This window comes from Flavobacterium salilacus subsp. salilacus (genome assembly GCF_004634195.1).
Taxonomy (GTDB): Bacteria; Bacteroidota; Bacteroidia; order Flavobacteriales; family Flavobacteriaceae; genus Flavobacterium; species Flavobacterium salilacus.
The window spans coordinates 35,583-49,677 of the sequence record NZ_SKBP01000007.1; the positions used below are offsets into that span (position 1 = coordinate 35,583).

Sequence of the window (14,095 nt, forward strand, 5' to 3'; positions counted from 1 at the left end):
ACACATTTATTAGTATCTTTGCTCAAACACAGGACAAAATTAAGTGGAATATTCCACTTTTCAAAATTAATAAATGTTAAAATTTCAACTTGGTTGGAAAATTAATAAGTTAAGAAAAGTAAAGTTATGATTATAAGTGGTTTAGAAATAAAACAGCACCGTGAGAAATTGGGGCTCACACAAAAGGAGCTTGCCGACCTTATTGGCGCAAGCCGCGAAACCATCATTAATTATGAGAAGGGCAGGCCTATACCCAAGTCTAAAAGTGAAATATTACACAAAGTGTTAGAGCCGGATGGTGTGTATCATCTTTCGGTGGCTCATAATAATGTAAAACCGCTTAGCGAAGATTTTGAGAATAAAAACGGCAATAAGTTTATCGAATTGCCCAACGGTCAGTATTACATGCTTATGCCTTTGGCAGAGTTTAAAATACAGGCAGGATTTCTTAGCAGTTATCAGGATACTGATTTTTTGATGGATTTAGGACAACATGGTATATTGGTAGATAAGCCTTTGCAGGGCAGGTATGTGGCGTTTCGTGTAAATGGCGACAGTATGGACGATGGCAGTAACCATGCCATTACCCGAAACAGTATTGTGAGCACCCGCGAGTTGCAACGCCACCACTGGACAGATAAATTGCGCTATCGCGATTTCCCTTACTGGGTTATTTATACTACGCAGAGCAAAATGCCGCTACTAAAGGAAATTGTAGAACACAATACCGAGGAGGGTTACATAATGTGCCACTCGCTTAATGACAGCCCGGAGTTTACTGATTTTAAACTGCACCTTAACGATGTGCAGGCACTCTTTTATGTTATTGATGTGAGCCGTAGTGTGAGTAAAAAGATTAGTTATTAATTTTTATAAATGAGAGTTGGTTTTTTAATATATTGTCTTTTTTTAAATTTTAATAATATATTTACCAACTTTATGACAAATAAAAATTACTAAATGGAGTTAAAATATCAATATGAAATAAGTTTAATAGATGATTGTCCTGTTAATAATGAGTCTGGAAACAAAATGCTTTTCCGATGTGTAGAGGAAAATATGACGGAGAAATCATTCACACCTAATGCCGTACTATTAAAGCCTAAATTACAAGATAATTGTCTTGCTTGGGGATTATCGCTTTTTTCTACATATGAATCTGCAAAACAAATGTTGAAGAGTTTGTCAAAAAATAAACGTGTCAATTACTCTAGAATTGCAGTTGTGAATGTAACAGATGATGATGGTATAAAACATTGTTCTAAAAATGAGTTACATTATACCTTTTATCCCAAAAAAGATTTAGATATAATAAATAAATTTACATATGTAAATGATGGAGAATAGTATCAATATAGATTTACGGAAATTCAAAAAAATTGAAGATATAATTTTTTTGGATGAACCTATACTTTCCCATCTCAAATATAATGAGACGGATTATTTTTTATATCTAGTTGATACAGATGATAAATCTGATTTTTATTGTTTATTTGAGATTGATGAAGAAAAAATTTTAAAGTATTTTACAAAAGAAATTTCACTTAGAGATTTAATTTTAAAGAATAAAAAATTCATATATCTTATTCAAGAGGACTTTAGCGGTAATACTACAAATATAAATATTGTTTTTAGTGAATCTATATCAGATGATTATTTGCCTGCGGAAGAATCATATCTCAATTACACGCCTACTCAATCATCATATTATTATAAAATCGTTGAAGAGTATAAATCCAAACAGTATTTACAGAATTTACGTGAGGATGCTTTTTACTTAAAATTTGCATCAACAAATTTAAAATATGCCGATACTATTGGTTTAAATGAGTTGACGAATGAATTATTATCAAATCTTACTAAATCATTTAAAAATTTTCTCAAAATAGATTTTTTTGCTTCGATGAAAGATATTAAATCGGATAAAAATACCCTCAATAAATTATTTAATAGGATATTGCCAGATTTAGATTTTAGAATGGTGGATTTAAAATGGGGTAGTTTTGAGATTGGACTAGCAGTTGATAGTGTAATGAAAAGCTCTATTGAAAATAAACAAATTAAGGATTGGGCTATAGAAGTAGGTAGCAAATATAAAAATTTGGTACTTGATGAAGATTATGACGATGCAGTTGTAGATGAAATATTGGCAACATATGATGAAGAAGATAGAAGAAAAATTTTTGAGCCAATATTTAAAATAACTGAAAACCCTAATTTTGATTTAAAAATTAAAAAATCTAAAGACTCAAAATATTCTACAATTAAAATTAAGGATAAGAGGGTAATTCAAAAAATATTACCTATCAGGGAGGAAATTTTTAAGATTGAGGACAAAGATTTTGAAGTAGTTCAGTTTACCACAGTAATAGATAAGAACTCTTCTAATAGAGCAATTAAGCTTGATAATACATTATTTGTTACAAGTGATATGACCAATGTAGTGCTTACGGAGGATAACTTTAAGAAATATGGATTTAATGATGTTTCTAATCTTTCAATCCCAGTTAATATATTCAGTAATAAAAGTACTGTAGTCTATTCTGCGATTTATGATAATGAAAAATTTGAAGTTACAGATGACTCGGGTAAAATTGATGATCAAATTAAAAGATTAGTTTTCATGATATACGAATATATTGTAAATAAGTCTTAAGTCCTGAAGCCTATATTTCAGTGTATTTTAAAATGAACCATCTAAACGGATGGTTTTTTCTATTATCAGACAGTTTCACATCACGTTGAACAAAGTATAAAATATCTTAATACATTTTATAAAGGCTGTTTTTGTAGTATATTTGTAAGGCAAATTTATTTAGATTGCGTTTAAATAACTACAATTACTTACAAAAATGCCTACATCTATTGTTTGGTTTAAAACAGATTTAAGGCTGCATGATAACGAAGCACTGGTAAGAGCTATACAGCAAAGTAACAGTATAGTACCTGTATATTGTATAGACGAAAGCCAGTTTGGGAAAACAAAATTCGGTTTCGAAAAAACAGGCAGCTTTAGAGCGCAATTCCTCTTGGAATCGCTTGCCGACCTTGATGCGCAGTTACGCCAACTAAAATCAGGGTTGGTAATAGTGCGTGGCATTCCCGAAGAGGAGCTGCCCCGTGTGGCGCGCCTGTATAATGCTAAAAAAATATATGCCAAGAAAGAGGTAACTACCGACGAGAAAAAGCAGGAAGAACGCGTAGTGGCAGCCCTGTGGAAACAAGGTTGTGTGGTAGAAACCTTTAGTACCAGCACCCTGTACCATGCAGAGGATTTACCCTTTCCATTACGAGGCATTCCCGATGTATTTACTACCTTCAGAAAAAAAATAGAAAAAGAAGCAGGCATTCGCCCTGTATTCCATAAACCCGAAAGCATCCCTTCACCCATTATCCCACCCCTACAGCTACCCTCGCTTGCCGAGCTTGGGCTGCAACCTATTGCGCCCGACAGCAGGGCTGTAATGACCTTTGAAGGCGGTGAAACCGCAGGGCTGAAACGCCTTAACGATTATATTTTTGAAACAGAAGCCATTGCTACCTATAAGGAAACCCGAAACGGATTGCTGGGCGAAAACTATTCATCCAAATTTTCCCCATGGCTCGCTATGGGGTGCCTGTCGCCGCGAGAGGTATATCATGAAATAAAAAAGTATGAAGAAGCACATGGCGCCAACAAAAGTACCTATTGGATGATATTCGAACTGTTGTGGCGCGATTACTTTAGGTTTATGATGAAAAAGCACCGCAACCGCCTCTTTTTGCCCGGAGGTATAAAAAATACTGCTGCTAAGTGGAAAAAACCTGACCCCGAAGTACTGCAACGCTGGATAGACGGCAAAACAGGACAGGATTTTATAGATGCCAACATGCGCGAGCTGAAGCTGACAGGCTTTATGAGTAACCGGGGCAGGCAAAATGTAGCGAGCTACCTGTGCCACGACCTGCATATTGACTGGCGATACGGCGCAGCCTATTTTGAAGAAACTTTGATTGATTATGACCCATCGAGCAACTGGGGCAACTGGGCATACATAGCCGGCGTGGGCAACGACCCGCGTATAGAGCGACACTTTGACCCGCAGAAACAAGCAGATGATTATGACGCTAAAAAAGACTATCGTAATTTATGGTTGCAAGAAATATAAGTAATAAAGAAGAAACCCCTTTAACTGAAAGGGATACAGACCGTATTATAGAAATGGCTTGGGAAGACCGCACCCCTTTTGATGCCATATACTACCAGTTTGGGCTTACCGAAGATAAGGTAAAAGCACTCATGAAGCGCGAACTCAAATTCAGCAGTTACCGCCTGTGGCGCGACAGGGTAGAGCGTTGCAAAACCAAGCACGCCAAAAAACGCAGCGATGCCATAAACCGTTTTAAATGCAACAGGCAGCGCGCCATATCGGGCAATAAAATTTCTAAGCGATAACCAACCATACATAACAGACTGAATTTTTTCTGATAGTTTAAGATTTGTTGAACGGTTAAAGCTGTATATAGTACTTAAATTTGTACAAACAACATTTTATGGCTACATACATCTTCGCGGGGGCATTCTCGGCAATGGCAACACAGTCCGCAACATTGTTAAAAGAACAGGGACACACGGTTATTGGTGTTTCGACTAAAGACGATAACGGAAATTATTCCGAATGGCACAAAGTAGCACACTATGGTTTTGGCACATTTCCCGCTATTGATGATGTAATTGACGGATTGGTTTATTTTCCGGGAACTATTAACCTGAAACCTTTTCATCGTATCAACGAAAATGATTTTACTGCTGATTATAATGTGAGTGCATTGGGTGCTGCCGCTTTTGTACAGGCATATTTGCCCAATCTTAAAAAGAGTGCTGTTGCCTCGGTAGTATTTATCAGTACAGTGGCTGTGGGTACGGGTATGCCGTTCCATGCCTCGGTAGCTATGGCAAAAGGTGCCGTTGAGGGGTTAACGCGCTCGCTTGCCGCAGAGTTTGCCCCAAAAATACGGGTAAACTGTGTAGCGCCTTCGCTTACAGATACCCCGCTTGCCGAGCGTTTATTAGGCTCTGACGATAAAACGGAAGCTGCAAAAAACAGAAACCCGCTAAAAAAAATAGGTACTCCCAATGATTTGGCACAGGCTATAACCTTTTTACTGGGCGAAAATGCCGCCTGGATAACAGGGCAGGTACTGGCTGTAGATGGGGGTATGAATAAACTAAGGCTGTTATAAAATAACAGCCTTAATTAATAGCAATAGGATTCGTTCTGTAGGGGGCTTACAGCAACAAAAAGCTATGTTGTGGTTGTAGTAGTATTTTCTTCTTCATTTGCCGGCTCTTCATCTGCTTCGGTAATAATTTCCTCAACAGTTTCTTCAAATATGCTGTCCAGCTCCGCTTCGCTTAAAAAACGAATGTTTTTGTAGTTTACCTCTACCAGTTTTCCGGTTTTGGCTTCTTCAATAAGTCCATAAAATTTTTCGTTGCCCTTTCCGTCTAAGTTAGTCCCCCAAATGTGGAAATAGCCTAACTTCTTTTTTGTTTTAGAAACTGATTTTTTGGTTTTACTCGATTTGGTTTTCTCTGTTACAGAAAATTCTACCAGTCTAAGGTCTTCTCTACTCATTTAAGGATATGTTATAATAACTTTAATTTAACACAAAATTAATATTAAAAACTATATCATGGCATGTTCCAATGTTAAGTTTTTCAATGTCAGTAAAAACTTAACATTGAACCTTCTTATTTTGTTGTAAATGTGTAGGTATTGTATGGTGTTACGCAATAATCCATTGCCATATCAGTAGGGAGGTTTGGGAGTATTTTTTCTTCAGCACCAAAAAAACTAAGCCCTATTTTTAGGGTATCGGGGCGGCATTGCGCCAAAAACCTGTCGTAAAAACCTTTGCCATACCCCAGCCGGTTACCAAAAATATCAAAGGCAAGCAGGGGTATAAACACCACATCCAGTTTTGTTACAGGCACTTCCAGCCCATCCACAGGTTCGGGTATGCCGTATTGGTTTTTTACGAGCCTTGTGTTATCGGTAAGCAGGTAGTGGGTCATTTCATGACTGTCAAAATCCGATTGCGCTACTACAATTTCTTTATCTTTTCCGGCAAGCAGGTGCAGTATAAATTCGGTTTGCACTTCCTTTTGCTCCTCAATGCTCAAAAACAGGTGGTAGTAGGTTTTGTCCCAAACAGGCAACTGCAACAGCCTGTTGGCTATGGCAAGGCTTTTCTCTTCCACTTCCTTTGTGGTTAAGCTTTTGCGCAGCGCGCGGTATTTGGTGCGGATTTCTTGCTTTGTCATACAGTGCAAAGATAAAAGTTTTTGGATGTTGTGAACGCGGATAACACGGATTGGGCTGATTTTCGCGAATTTTTTGAAATCAATTTAAGTATAATTTTATTGGGTTGATGAGTGGTTTTGTGTTTTCGGAACGCGAATGACACGGATAAGACGGGTTTTCACAGATATATTTTAGCTTTGTGTATATTTACATTTGAATTATAACCTGTTTGGTTTATGGAAGATATTATAAAAGCGGTTGCGTTTAAAACAGAATTGGACAGCCTGCGCCCTATTGATAAGGAACAGGAAGCACGGATAATGCAGAAATTTCGTTTGGACTGGAATTATCATTCTAATAACCTTGAGGGGAACTCGCTTACCTATGGCGAAACCAAAGCCTTGTTAATGCACGGAATTACGGCACAGGGCAAGCCGCTTAAAGACCATTTTGAGATTACAGGGCATAACGAGGCTATAAATTGGGTGCTGGACATGGTAAAAGGCGAGAGGTCGTTTACCGAGAATTTTATACGAGAGTTGCACCAACTATTGCTTAAAGAATCCTATGAGGTTGATGCGGTTACTGCCGACGGCAGCCCGACCAAAAAGCGAATAGCCGTTGGGAGTTATAAAACAACGCCGAACCATGTAGAGACAAAAACGGGCGAGATATTTTATTTTGCCACGCCCGAAGAAACGCCTGCAAAAATGGCTGACCTCATGGCGTGGTATAATGGCAAAATAGAGGAGGAAGATGTAAACCCTATATTGTTGGCAGCAGAGTTTCATTATAAGTTTATACGAATACATCCGTTTGATGATGGTAACGGCAGGACAGCGCGCATACTCATGAACTTTATATTAATGAAGTTTGGCTACCCGCCTGTAATTGTAAAAGCCGAAGATAAAGAAAATTACTTTGCCGCCCTGCGCCTTGCCGATACAGGTAATATAGAGGCTTTCGTTAATTATATTGCTAAAAATACCATCCATTCTCTGGAAATTATGATTGCCGGAGCAAAAGGCGAAAGTATAGAGGATGCTGATGATATTGATAAAGAAATTGCATTGCTGGAGATGAGATTAGCGGGTCATGGTAAGGATAAAAACACAGAGAATAAAAGGACAGATGAAATAGTTAGAGAAATTTATAAAAATACGATAGTTAAGATTGTTAATAAAATACAATCTAAACTCAAACCATTTGAAAAGTATTATATAAATAACGATGTACGTATTTATATAGATGGCACACCGCATCCATATAGTCCTAATCTTGTTGAGAATCGAAGTTTAAACAACATTGGAGTTGTAATTAGCTATAAATCAATAAAAAAAGTAGGTTTCGAAGATTTCGAATTCGGTTATGGGGTATATTTTAAATTTAATGTATTAGATTATACGGTTAAACTTTTCGGTAATATGGATAAAACTTTATATACAAAGTTTTATGAAAACTTATCTGATACTGAAATCACAACTATAGTAAAACAAGTTGTACAGGCTCATAATAAAGAATTAGAAAAGGCATTAGGTAGTAACTAAATCGTAATGCTTTTTCGAAACGCGAATGACACGGATTGGGCGGGTTTTTGCTGATTATTTAAAACCAAAATCCTATACTAATCCAGGTATAGTGCCTGTTGGTATCGGGCGACCAACTGTGCTTTAGTTCCAGCGGACCAATAATAGACTCCATGCCATAGCCCACTGCATAGCCCGTATATTGGGGTAACGACAGTATATTGCCTTCGTCTAATAAATTTTGACCTACATTGGCAAAGTTTGCCGTAACATTCAGGTGGTTTTTACGAATAAACTCCCAGTCCAGCGTAGCAACACCCTTTATATAACTGTTGCCTGATATGCTTATAAAATCGTATCCGTAAAAATGGCGGAAGTTATTTATCATATTATAGCCATACCCCCCCAGTATAAAATCGAAAAAAGTTACATTTTCTTCGCCTATCGTAATGCCCGACTCTGCCTGTAGCTCCAGCGTAAAGTTGCGATATATCCTTTTTGCCGTGCCCATTTCGGCTTTTATAATGCTGAAACGGTCAAAGTCGCCCGTATAATCGCTGGAATATAAAAATGACTTTGCTTCTCCTGCAAAATACCCGCCTTTGGTTGGGAAATAGCGTTTATCATACGAGTCGAACTTTAAGTAGCCATATACCGAGAAGTAATCGCTGTTATCAAACACCCGCGACCTGTCGGAACTTAATGTTTCCGATTTTATTTTTAAATGTTTAAGCTCTGCACCGCCACCCAATAAAAATTTTTGTGCAAATATGGTTTGCACATATATCTGATTGTTAATGTCAGTATAATCTACGTTGGCAGAGTTTACGCCCATATCATATATAATACTGCCCGGCACGTTACGGTTAAAACTATTAAAAGTAGAGCGCAACCCGTAGCTGGTATAAAACCCGTTGTCCATATAATAGTTAAACATATACCTGAAGTTGTCGCCCAGTATAACATCCAAAGAGGCAACATCGCCTCGCCTAAAGAGGTTTTTTTGTGTAAAATTTACCAAAACCCCGCTTTTATAAAGCCCGTCATAATGCAGCCCAAACTTCAGGTAGCGGTTTATAGGGTTCTCGGTCATGCGCAGGTTAAGGATGTCGCCTCTTTTTCCCTGTGTAAAGTTGTAGGCAATAGCGTTAAAATTTTGGGTGGCGTTAAGGTTGCTTATGCCATTGTTGAGTTTATTATAGGAAATTGTTGAGCCGGGCTTAAAGTTAAGCTTACCGATAACATAGGCTCTGCTGTAATTTTTGAGCCCCGCAATTTCTATTTGCGTTATGGTAAGTGTATCCTCGGTACACACATTGTCTCTTACAATGGGTTTGCCCGTACCCAGTATTTTTAGGGAGTCCAGCATGGCGCGTGCCGCTTTTTCGCCCTCGTCTATTATCTGCCTGCCGTCATCAAAAGATATAACGGTGTAGTTTGTAATATCGGGTTTTATATAAACATCGGTAGCTTTGCGCTTTACCTCCATCTTTTTTATCATCTGGTAGTTATTTATTTGTACCAGTACCCCCGTAGCCCCTTTTATCTCTGTCCTGTCTTTAAGCCCGTCCTGCACATCTACGCCAATAATAATATCGGCACCCATTTTCCTTACTTCCTCAATGGGGTAGTTGTTGGTTACCCCGCCGTCTATCAGCAGCCTGCCGTTTATCTCTACGGGGTAGTATAACGATGGGAAAGCCCCGCTTGCCAGTATGGCATCGGGCAGCACGCCTTTGCGCAGCACCACCTCTTCGCCCGTTTCTATATCGGTAGCAATACACACAAAGGGTATGGGCAGCGAGTCGAAATCGCGCACTTGGCGCACGTTATCCGTAAGACGGCTCACGGTGGTATAGTTATACAAACCTTTGGAAAAGGCGGTGGGGAAACTGATTTTAAACCCTTTAAAGGGTAACGACAGCGCATACAGCTCATCATTACGTTTTTCGAAAAAGTTTTTAGAGCCTCGCGGGGTAAAATCCTGTATCAGCGCATCGGCATCAAGCGAATTGAAAATAGAGTCCAGCTCCTGCGCCGAGTAGCCTGCTGCATACAGCCCGCCCACTATGGCACCCATACTGGTACCGCCTATGTAATCTACCTTTATGCCGGCTTCTTCCAGCACTTTCAGCACACCTATGTGTGCCAAGCCTTTTGCACCGCCACCGCTTAGTACTACCCCTATTTTTGGTTTTTTAGCATTGGCGTTGTTGTCCTCCTGTGCGGTAACCGTACCGATAAGCAGTAAGCATAGTAACAGGAGAAATATTTTTTTCATCAGTTCGATTTTGAGTGATAAAATTCAGTAATTTTTTTTGCTTTGGCAGGACCTATCACTTTGGCAATATCCGCTTCGGGGGCTTCTTTCAACCGTTTTACCGATTTGAAATGCGTAAGCAGCGTTACCATTGTTTTTTCGCCAATGCCGGGTATGCTCTCTACCGAGGTTTGCAGTGCGCCTTTGCTTCGCTTATCGCGATGGTGCGTAATGCCAAATCGGTGTGCCTCGTTGCGCAGGTGTTGGATAACCTTCAGCGTTTCTGATTTTTTGTCCAGATACAGCGGTATCGAGTCGCCCGGATAGTATATTTCTTCCAGCCTTTTTGCGATGCCTAAGATAGTGATTTTACCACGTAAGCCCAAGATTTCCAAGCTTTTTAAAGCGGAAGATAATTGCCCCTTGCCACCATCTATAATGATAAGCTGCGGCAGGGGTTCGTTTTCGTCAAGCAGGCGGCGGTATCGGCGAAAAACTACTTCTTCCATACTCGCAAAATCGTTAGGGCCTTCTACGGTTTTTATATTAAAATGGCGGTAATCTTTCTTGCTGGGCTTGCCATCTTTAAATACAACGCATGCTGATACGGGATTAGTACCCTGAATGTTACTGTTATCAAAACATTCTATATGGCGGGGCTCTACAGGCAGGCGCAGGTCTTTTTTCATCTGTGCCATAATGCGGTTGGTGTGCCTGTCCGGGTCGGTAATTTTTATTTGCTTTAGCTGATCCATTCGGTAAAAACGGGCATTGCGCTCGCTAAAATCCAAAATTTGCTTTTTATCGCCCAGTTTGGGTACGGTTACTTTTACCTCTTCGCCCAGGTTGATTTCGAAAGGTACTAATACCTCTCTGGAGCGTAGCTGAAAACGCTCGCGAAGCTCTACCACCGCAATTTGGAGCAGGTCTTCGTCAGGCTCATCCAGTTTCTTTTTTATTTCCATTGTGTGCGAACGGATAATAGCCCCGTGCGACACTTGTATAAAGTTGATGTACGCCATTGTTTCGTCACTCACAATACTAAAGGCATCGAGGTTGTTAATGCGCGGATTGAAAACGGTACTGCGTGCCTGGTAGTTTTCCAGCACTTCTATCTTTTCTTTAATTTCCTGTGCTTCTTCAAACTTCATATTGGCAGCCAGTTCCTGCATGTGTCTGCGAAAGTCTTTCAGGCTGTCTTTAAAATTGCCTTTCAGTATTTCGCGAATGGCAGCTATGTGGCGTTGATATTCCTCCAGTGGTTCATAGCCTTCGCATGGCCCTTTGCAGTTGCCTATGTGGTACTCCAGGCATACTTTAAATTTACCTGCCTGTATATTGGCAGGGCTCAGGTCGTAATTGCAGGTGCGCAGCGGGTACAGCTCTTTGATGAGTTCCAGCAGCGTGGTTACGGTTTTGAATGAGGTATAGGGCCCGAAATATTCCGAACCGTCCTTAATAACATTGCGGGTAGCAAACACGCGCGAAAAGGGTTCTTTTTTAATGCATATCCAGGGGTAACTCTTGTCGTCTTTAAGCAGTACGTTATAGCGGGGTTGCAGGTTTTTTATCAGGTTGTTTTCCAGCAGCAGTGCCTCGCTTTCGGTGGGAACTACTATGTGCTTAACGCGCACTATTTTGCGTACCATAACACGTATGCGCCCCGAGTCGTTTACTTTGTTAAAGTAGGACATTACCCGTTTTTTCAGGTTTTTTGCCTTGCCTACATACAGCAGCTTGTCGTCTTTATCAAAATATTGATATACACCCGGGCTGTCGGGCAGGGTTTGTATTTGGAGTTCCAAAGGCGTTTGCATACTACAAAGTTAGTATTTAGTTTCGAGTTTTCAGCTTGTAGTTTTCAGTCTCGGTAAACAGTTTTCAGTTAAAAGTTTCGGGACTCCTTATTGTGGGAAGGTACGATGAAGGGAATTTGATAGAAATCGAAAATGATAAATAATTAAATTGCTTAAGCCTTCAGAACAATTAAATCAAAATACATTAATCTTGTATTTAAAATATCATTAGTGTTTAATCCTGCATATGTCTTTTCCTCTTCTTCGTTATTGAATAGGAATTGGAAGCCATTTTTCTCATAGTATGAAATTGGCTTTTCTCGGTTATATGCATCGACTACTAAATAGCGACACCCAGTCTTATTAGCACTATCAATAAACCAAGCTTTAATGAAATCCATTAATTCTCTTCCAATGCCTTTGCCAACAAAGTCTTGATTTACTCCTAATCTACCAATTAGAACACCTGGATACGAACGCATCCGTTTTGCGTTTGGTATTTTTCTGTTTAGTTTATTCTTATTGGATTTTGGTATAAAGTTGGTCTTGATGCTGTCATTAGAGAGTGTGAATGAGCATACAATTTGACTAGAGTCTTGATTTAAAGTAAAGCAATAACTTTTTCCCATTAATTGATTGGAATAATCTTCACAATCATTTATAAAGAAATCATCTAAGTCTCTATCTCCGCAAGAAAATTTATTTGAACCAGATAGAAGATTTTGATTTAATAATCTTAAAGTGCATTCTTCTTGTAGAAAACTCAAAGCAAGAATTATAAATTTGCGTTTTTAAGTATTTTTTTTGCAATAGAAGACTGAGTCGAAAAATCAACAGAGTGTTTTTTAGATACATTAGCATCTGCTCTTTTATTGAAACCTGACGCTAATTTGTCTTTTAATACTGGTACTTGTCTTATTGCAATTGCCATAATATTTTATATATAGAAAAATATCTACAAATATAAGAAGAATTGAGTCCTAATAACTATGTGGGACAATCTCTTTTTTCTATAGAGCAGTCGGTTTTGATAGTTTATACTTATTCTTATTTGTGTGTGGTTTTGAAGTTGAGGTAAATTTTTCTTTTAATACAAAGGAGTATTTTTGATTATAAAATTGTTAATCGTACTTCGTTTTAATAATTACAAGGGACAAGATTTGGGGTCTCAAATAACCAAAACCAAAAAACTCTTATCTTTATGGGCTGTAAAACAACCCTATGCCACACAGAAACATAACGATACTTGGCGAAACGGTATTGCCCGGTGAGAGTAAAACCATTAATATGGAAATTGCGCGCCTGCACACTATGAGTAAGCTAAAAGTACCTATTATTATAGAACGTGCCAAAACCGATGGCCCTGTGGTGCTGTTTACGGCAGCCCTGCATGGCGACGAGATAAACGGCACCGAAATAGTGCGCCAACTGATTGTACGGAAGATAAACAAACCCAAGCGCGGTACTATCATCTGCATACCTGTTATTAATATTTTCGGGTTTGTAAATAAGAGCAGGGAGTTTCCTGATGGGCGCGACCTTAACCGCGTGTTTCCGGGTAGCCCGCGCGGGTCGCTTGCCGGGCGTTTTGCCTGGCATTTGCTTAAAGAGATAATCCCGAATGTGGATTATTGTATTGACTTTCATGCGGGGGGCGCAAGCCGTTTTAATGCTCCGCAAATTCGTATTGTGCCCAATAATGCCGAGTTGAAACAATTGGCAGATGTATTTAATGCTCCTTTTACGCTGTATTCTAAAAATATAGCGGGTTCTTTCCGAAATGCGTCCGGCAGGCTGGGGGTAAAAATGTTGTTGTTTGAGGGCGGTAAATCGCTCGACCTGAACCATGATGTTACCCAGGCAGCGGTGCGTGGCACCAAACGTTTTTTAGACCATTTGGATATGCTGAACCCTAAGAAAAAGGTGAAACAGGATGAGCCATCGGTATATATAGAGCGTTCGGTATGGGTGCGGGCTACTTTTTCGGGGTTATTGCAAAATCAGGCTACTGTGGGCAAACTGGTGGAAAAAGGTGAGGTTATTGCGCTTATTACCGACCCTTTCGGCAAGTTTGAACATACGGTAAAAGCCCCTCACAAGGGCTATATCATCAACAGTAACGATGCGCCTATTGTATATCAGGGCGACGCTATTTTTCATATTACTATAAAACTTTCTGAATAGTAGCGGTCAGTCGCAGTTTTCAGTCGCGGTATTCAGTTTTCA

At 39.3% G+C, this 14,095-nt stretch carries 14 protein-coding genes; 8 read left to right on the top strand and 6 right to left on the bottom strand.

The features are described 5' to 3' along the window. Nucleotides 1–126 precede the first annotated feature (126 nt). The 6 genes from E0W68_RS09650 to E0W68_RS09675 all read left to right on the top strand — a co-directional run bounded on the left by E0W68_RS09650 (nt 127) and on the right by E0W68_RS09675 (nt 5,223). Nucleotides 127–867 (top strand): helix-turn-helix transcriptional regulator, encoded by a 741-nt coding sequence (locus E0W68_RS09650; protein ID WP_135219222.1) that lies wholly within the window; start codon nt 127–129, stop codon nt 865–867. 93 nt (nt 868–960) lie between these two features. Next, nucleotides 961–1,347 (top strand): Maf family protein, encoded by a 387-nt coding sequence (locus E0W68_RS09655; protein ID WP_135219223.1) that lies wholly within the window; start codon nt 961–963, stop codon nt 1,345–1,347. Further along, nucleotides 1,334–2,656: a hypothetical protein gene (locus E0W68_RS09660; RefSeq protein WP_135219224.1), complete on the top strand. Its 1,323-nt coding sequence runs from the start codon at nt 1,334–1,336 to the stop codon at nt 2,654–2,656. Before E0W68_RS09655 ends, E0W68_RS09660 begins: the two co-directional genes overlap by 14 nt. A gap of 196 nt (nt 2,657–2,852) precedes the next feature. Continuing rightward, nucleotides 2,853–4,148 carry a DASH family cryptochrome gene (locus E0W68_RS09665; protein WP_135219225.1) on the top strand — a complete coding sequence of 432 codons (1,296 nt, stop codon included), beginning with the start codon at nt 2,853–2,855 and terminating at the stop codon, nt 4,146–4,148. Next, nucleotides 4,130–4,435, top strand: coding sequence for a TIGR03643 family protein (locus tag E0W68_RS09670; protein WP_135219226.1), 306 nt, complete (start codon nt 4,130–4,132; stop codon nt 4,433–4,435). The genes E0W68_RS09665 and E0W68_RS09670 overlap by 19 nt, the downstream gene beginning before the upstream one ends. Before the next feature lie 98 nt (nt 4,436–4,533). Next, on the top strand, nt 4,534–5,223 hold the full coding sequence (locus E0W68_RS09675) for an SDR family NAD(P)-dependent oxidoreductase (protein ID WP_135219227.1): 690 nt from the start codon (nt 4,534–4,536) through the stop codon (nt 5,221–5,223). Nucleotides 5,224–5,285: 62 nt separating this feature from the next. On the opposite strand, the gene E0W68_RS09680 is transcribed toward E0W68_RS09675, so the two are convergent. Both E0W68_RS09680 and E0W68_RS09685 read right to left on the bottom strand, forming a co-directional pair. Then, the gene (locus E0W68_RS09680) at nt 5,286–5,618 is read right to left on the bottom strand and encodes a hypothetical protein (RefSeq protein WP_135219228.1); all 333 of its coding nucleotides are present in this window, start codon (nt 5,616–5,618) and stop codon (nt 5,286–5,288) included. Between the two features lie 116 nt (nt 5,619–5,734). Beyond that, nucleotides 5,735–6,307, bottom strand: coding sequence for a 5-formyltetrahydrofolate cyclo-ligase (locus tag E0W68_RS09685; RefSeq protein WP_135219229.1), 573 nt, complete (start codon nt 6,305–6,307; stop codon nt 5,735–5,737). 216 nt (nt 6,308–6,523) lie between these two features. Between E0W68_RS09685 and E0W68_RS09690 the strand changes: the two genes are divergently transcribed. Further along, nucleotides 6,524–7,834: a Fic family protein gene (locus tag E0W68_RS09690; RefSeq protein WP_135219230.1), complete on the top strand. Its 1,311-nt coding sequence runs from the start codon at nt 6,524–6,526 to the stop codon at nt 7,832–7,834. Between the two features lie 58 nt (nt 7,835–7,892). On the opposite strand, the gene E0W68_RS09695 is transcribed toward E0W68_RS09690, so the two are convergent. The 4 genes from E0W68_RS09695 to E0W68_RS13845 all read right to left on the bottom strand — a co-directional run bounded on the left by E0W68_RS09695 (nt 7,893) and on the right by E0W68_RS13845 (nt 12,800). Continuing rightward, complete coding sequence (locus tag E0W68_RS09695) at nt 7,893–10,094, bottom strand: patatin-like phospholipase family protein (protein ID WP_135219231.1); 2,202 nt, start codon at nt 10,092–10,094, stop codon at nt 7,893–7,895. Then, nucleotides 10,094–11,890, bottom strand: a complete 1,797-nt coding sequence (uvrC, locus tag E0W68_RS09700; protein ID WP_135219232.1) for an excinuclease ABC subunit UvrC — start codon at nt 11,888–11,890, stop codon at nt 10,094–10,096. The genes E0W68_RS09695 and uvrC overlap by 1 nt, the downstream gene beginning before the upstream one ends. Before the next feature lie 152 nt (nt 11,891–12,042). Further along, entirely contained in the window at nt 12,043–12,636 is a 594-nt protein-coding gene (locus E0W68_RS09705) for a GNAT family N-acetyltransferase (RefSeq protein WP_135219233.1), read from the bottom strand. A gap of 8 nt (nt 12,637–12,644) precedes the next feature. Further along, nucleotides 12,645–12,800, bottom strand: a complete 156-nt coding sequence (locus E0W68_RS13845) for a hypothetical protein (protein WP_162845821.1) — start codon at nt 12,798–12,800, stop codon at nt 12,645–12,647. A gap of 290 nt (nt 12,801–13,090) precedes the next feature. Between E0W68_RS13845 and E0W68_RS09710 the strand changes: the two genes are divergently transcribed. Beyond that, nucleotides 13,091–14,053: a succinylglutamate desuccinylase/aspartoacylase family protein gene (locus tag E0W68_RS09710; protein WP_135219234.1), complete on the top strand. Its 963-nt coding sequence runs from the start codon at nt 13,091–13,093 to the stop codon at nt 14,051–14,053. Nucleotides 14,054–14,095: the final 42 nt, after the last annotated feature.

Coding starts and splice junctions, on each gene's coding strand:
- E0W68_RS09670 (WP_135219226.1), top strand. CDS start 4,130: ATGGTTGCAAGAAATATAAGTAATAAAGAAGAAACCCCTTTAACTGAA.
- E0W68_RS09660 (WP_135219224.1), top strand. CDS start 1,334: ATGATGGAGAATAGTATCAATATAGATTTACGGAAATTCAAAAAAATT.
- E0W68_RS09710 (WP_135219234.1), top strand. CDS start 13,091: ATGCCACACAGAAACATAACGATACTTGGCGAAACGGTATTGCCCGGT.
- E0W68_RS09665 (WP_135219225.1), top strand. CDS start 2,853: ATGCCTACATCTATTGTTTGGTTTAAAACAGATTTAAGGCTGCATGAT.
- E0W68_RS09675 (WP_135219227.1), top strand. CDS start 4,534: ATGGCTACATACATCTTCGCGGGGGCATTCTCGGCAATGGCAACACAG.
- E0W68_RS09650 (WP_135219222.1), top strand. CDS start 127: ATGATTATAAGTGGTTTAGAAATAAAACAGCACCGTGAGAAATTGGGG.
- E0W68_RS09695 (WP_135219231.1), bottom strand. CDS start 10,094: ATGAAAAAAATATTTCTCCTGTTACTATGCTTACTGCTTATCGGTACG.
- E0W68_RS09655 (WP_135219223.1), top strand. CDS start 961: ATGGAGTTAAAATATCAATATGAAATAAGTTTAATAGATGATTGTCCT.
- E0W68_RS13845 (WP_162845821.1), bottom strand. CDS start 12,800: ATGGCAATTGCAATAAGACAAGTACCAGTATTAAAAGACAAATTAGCG.
- E0W68_RS09690 (WP_135219230.1), top strand. CDS start 6,524: ATGGAAGATATTATAAAAGCGGTTGCGTTTAAAACAGAATTGGACAGC.
- E0W68_RS09685 (WP_135219229.1), bottom strand. CDS start 6,307: ATGACAAAGCAAGAAATCCGCACCAAATACCGCGCGCTGCGCAAAAGC.
- E0W68_RS09680 (WP_135219228.1), bottom strand. CDS start 5,618: ATGAGTAGAGAAGACCTTAGACTGGTAGAATTTTCTGTAACAGAGAAA.
- uvrC (WP_135219232.1), bottom strand. CDS start 11,890: ATGCAAACGCCTTTGGAACTCCAAATACAAACCCTGCCCGACAGCCCG.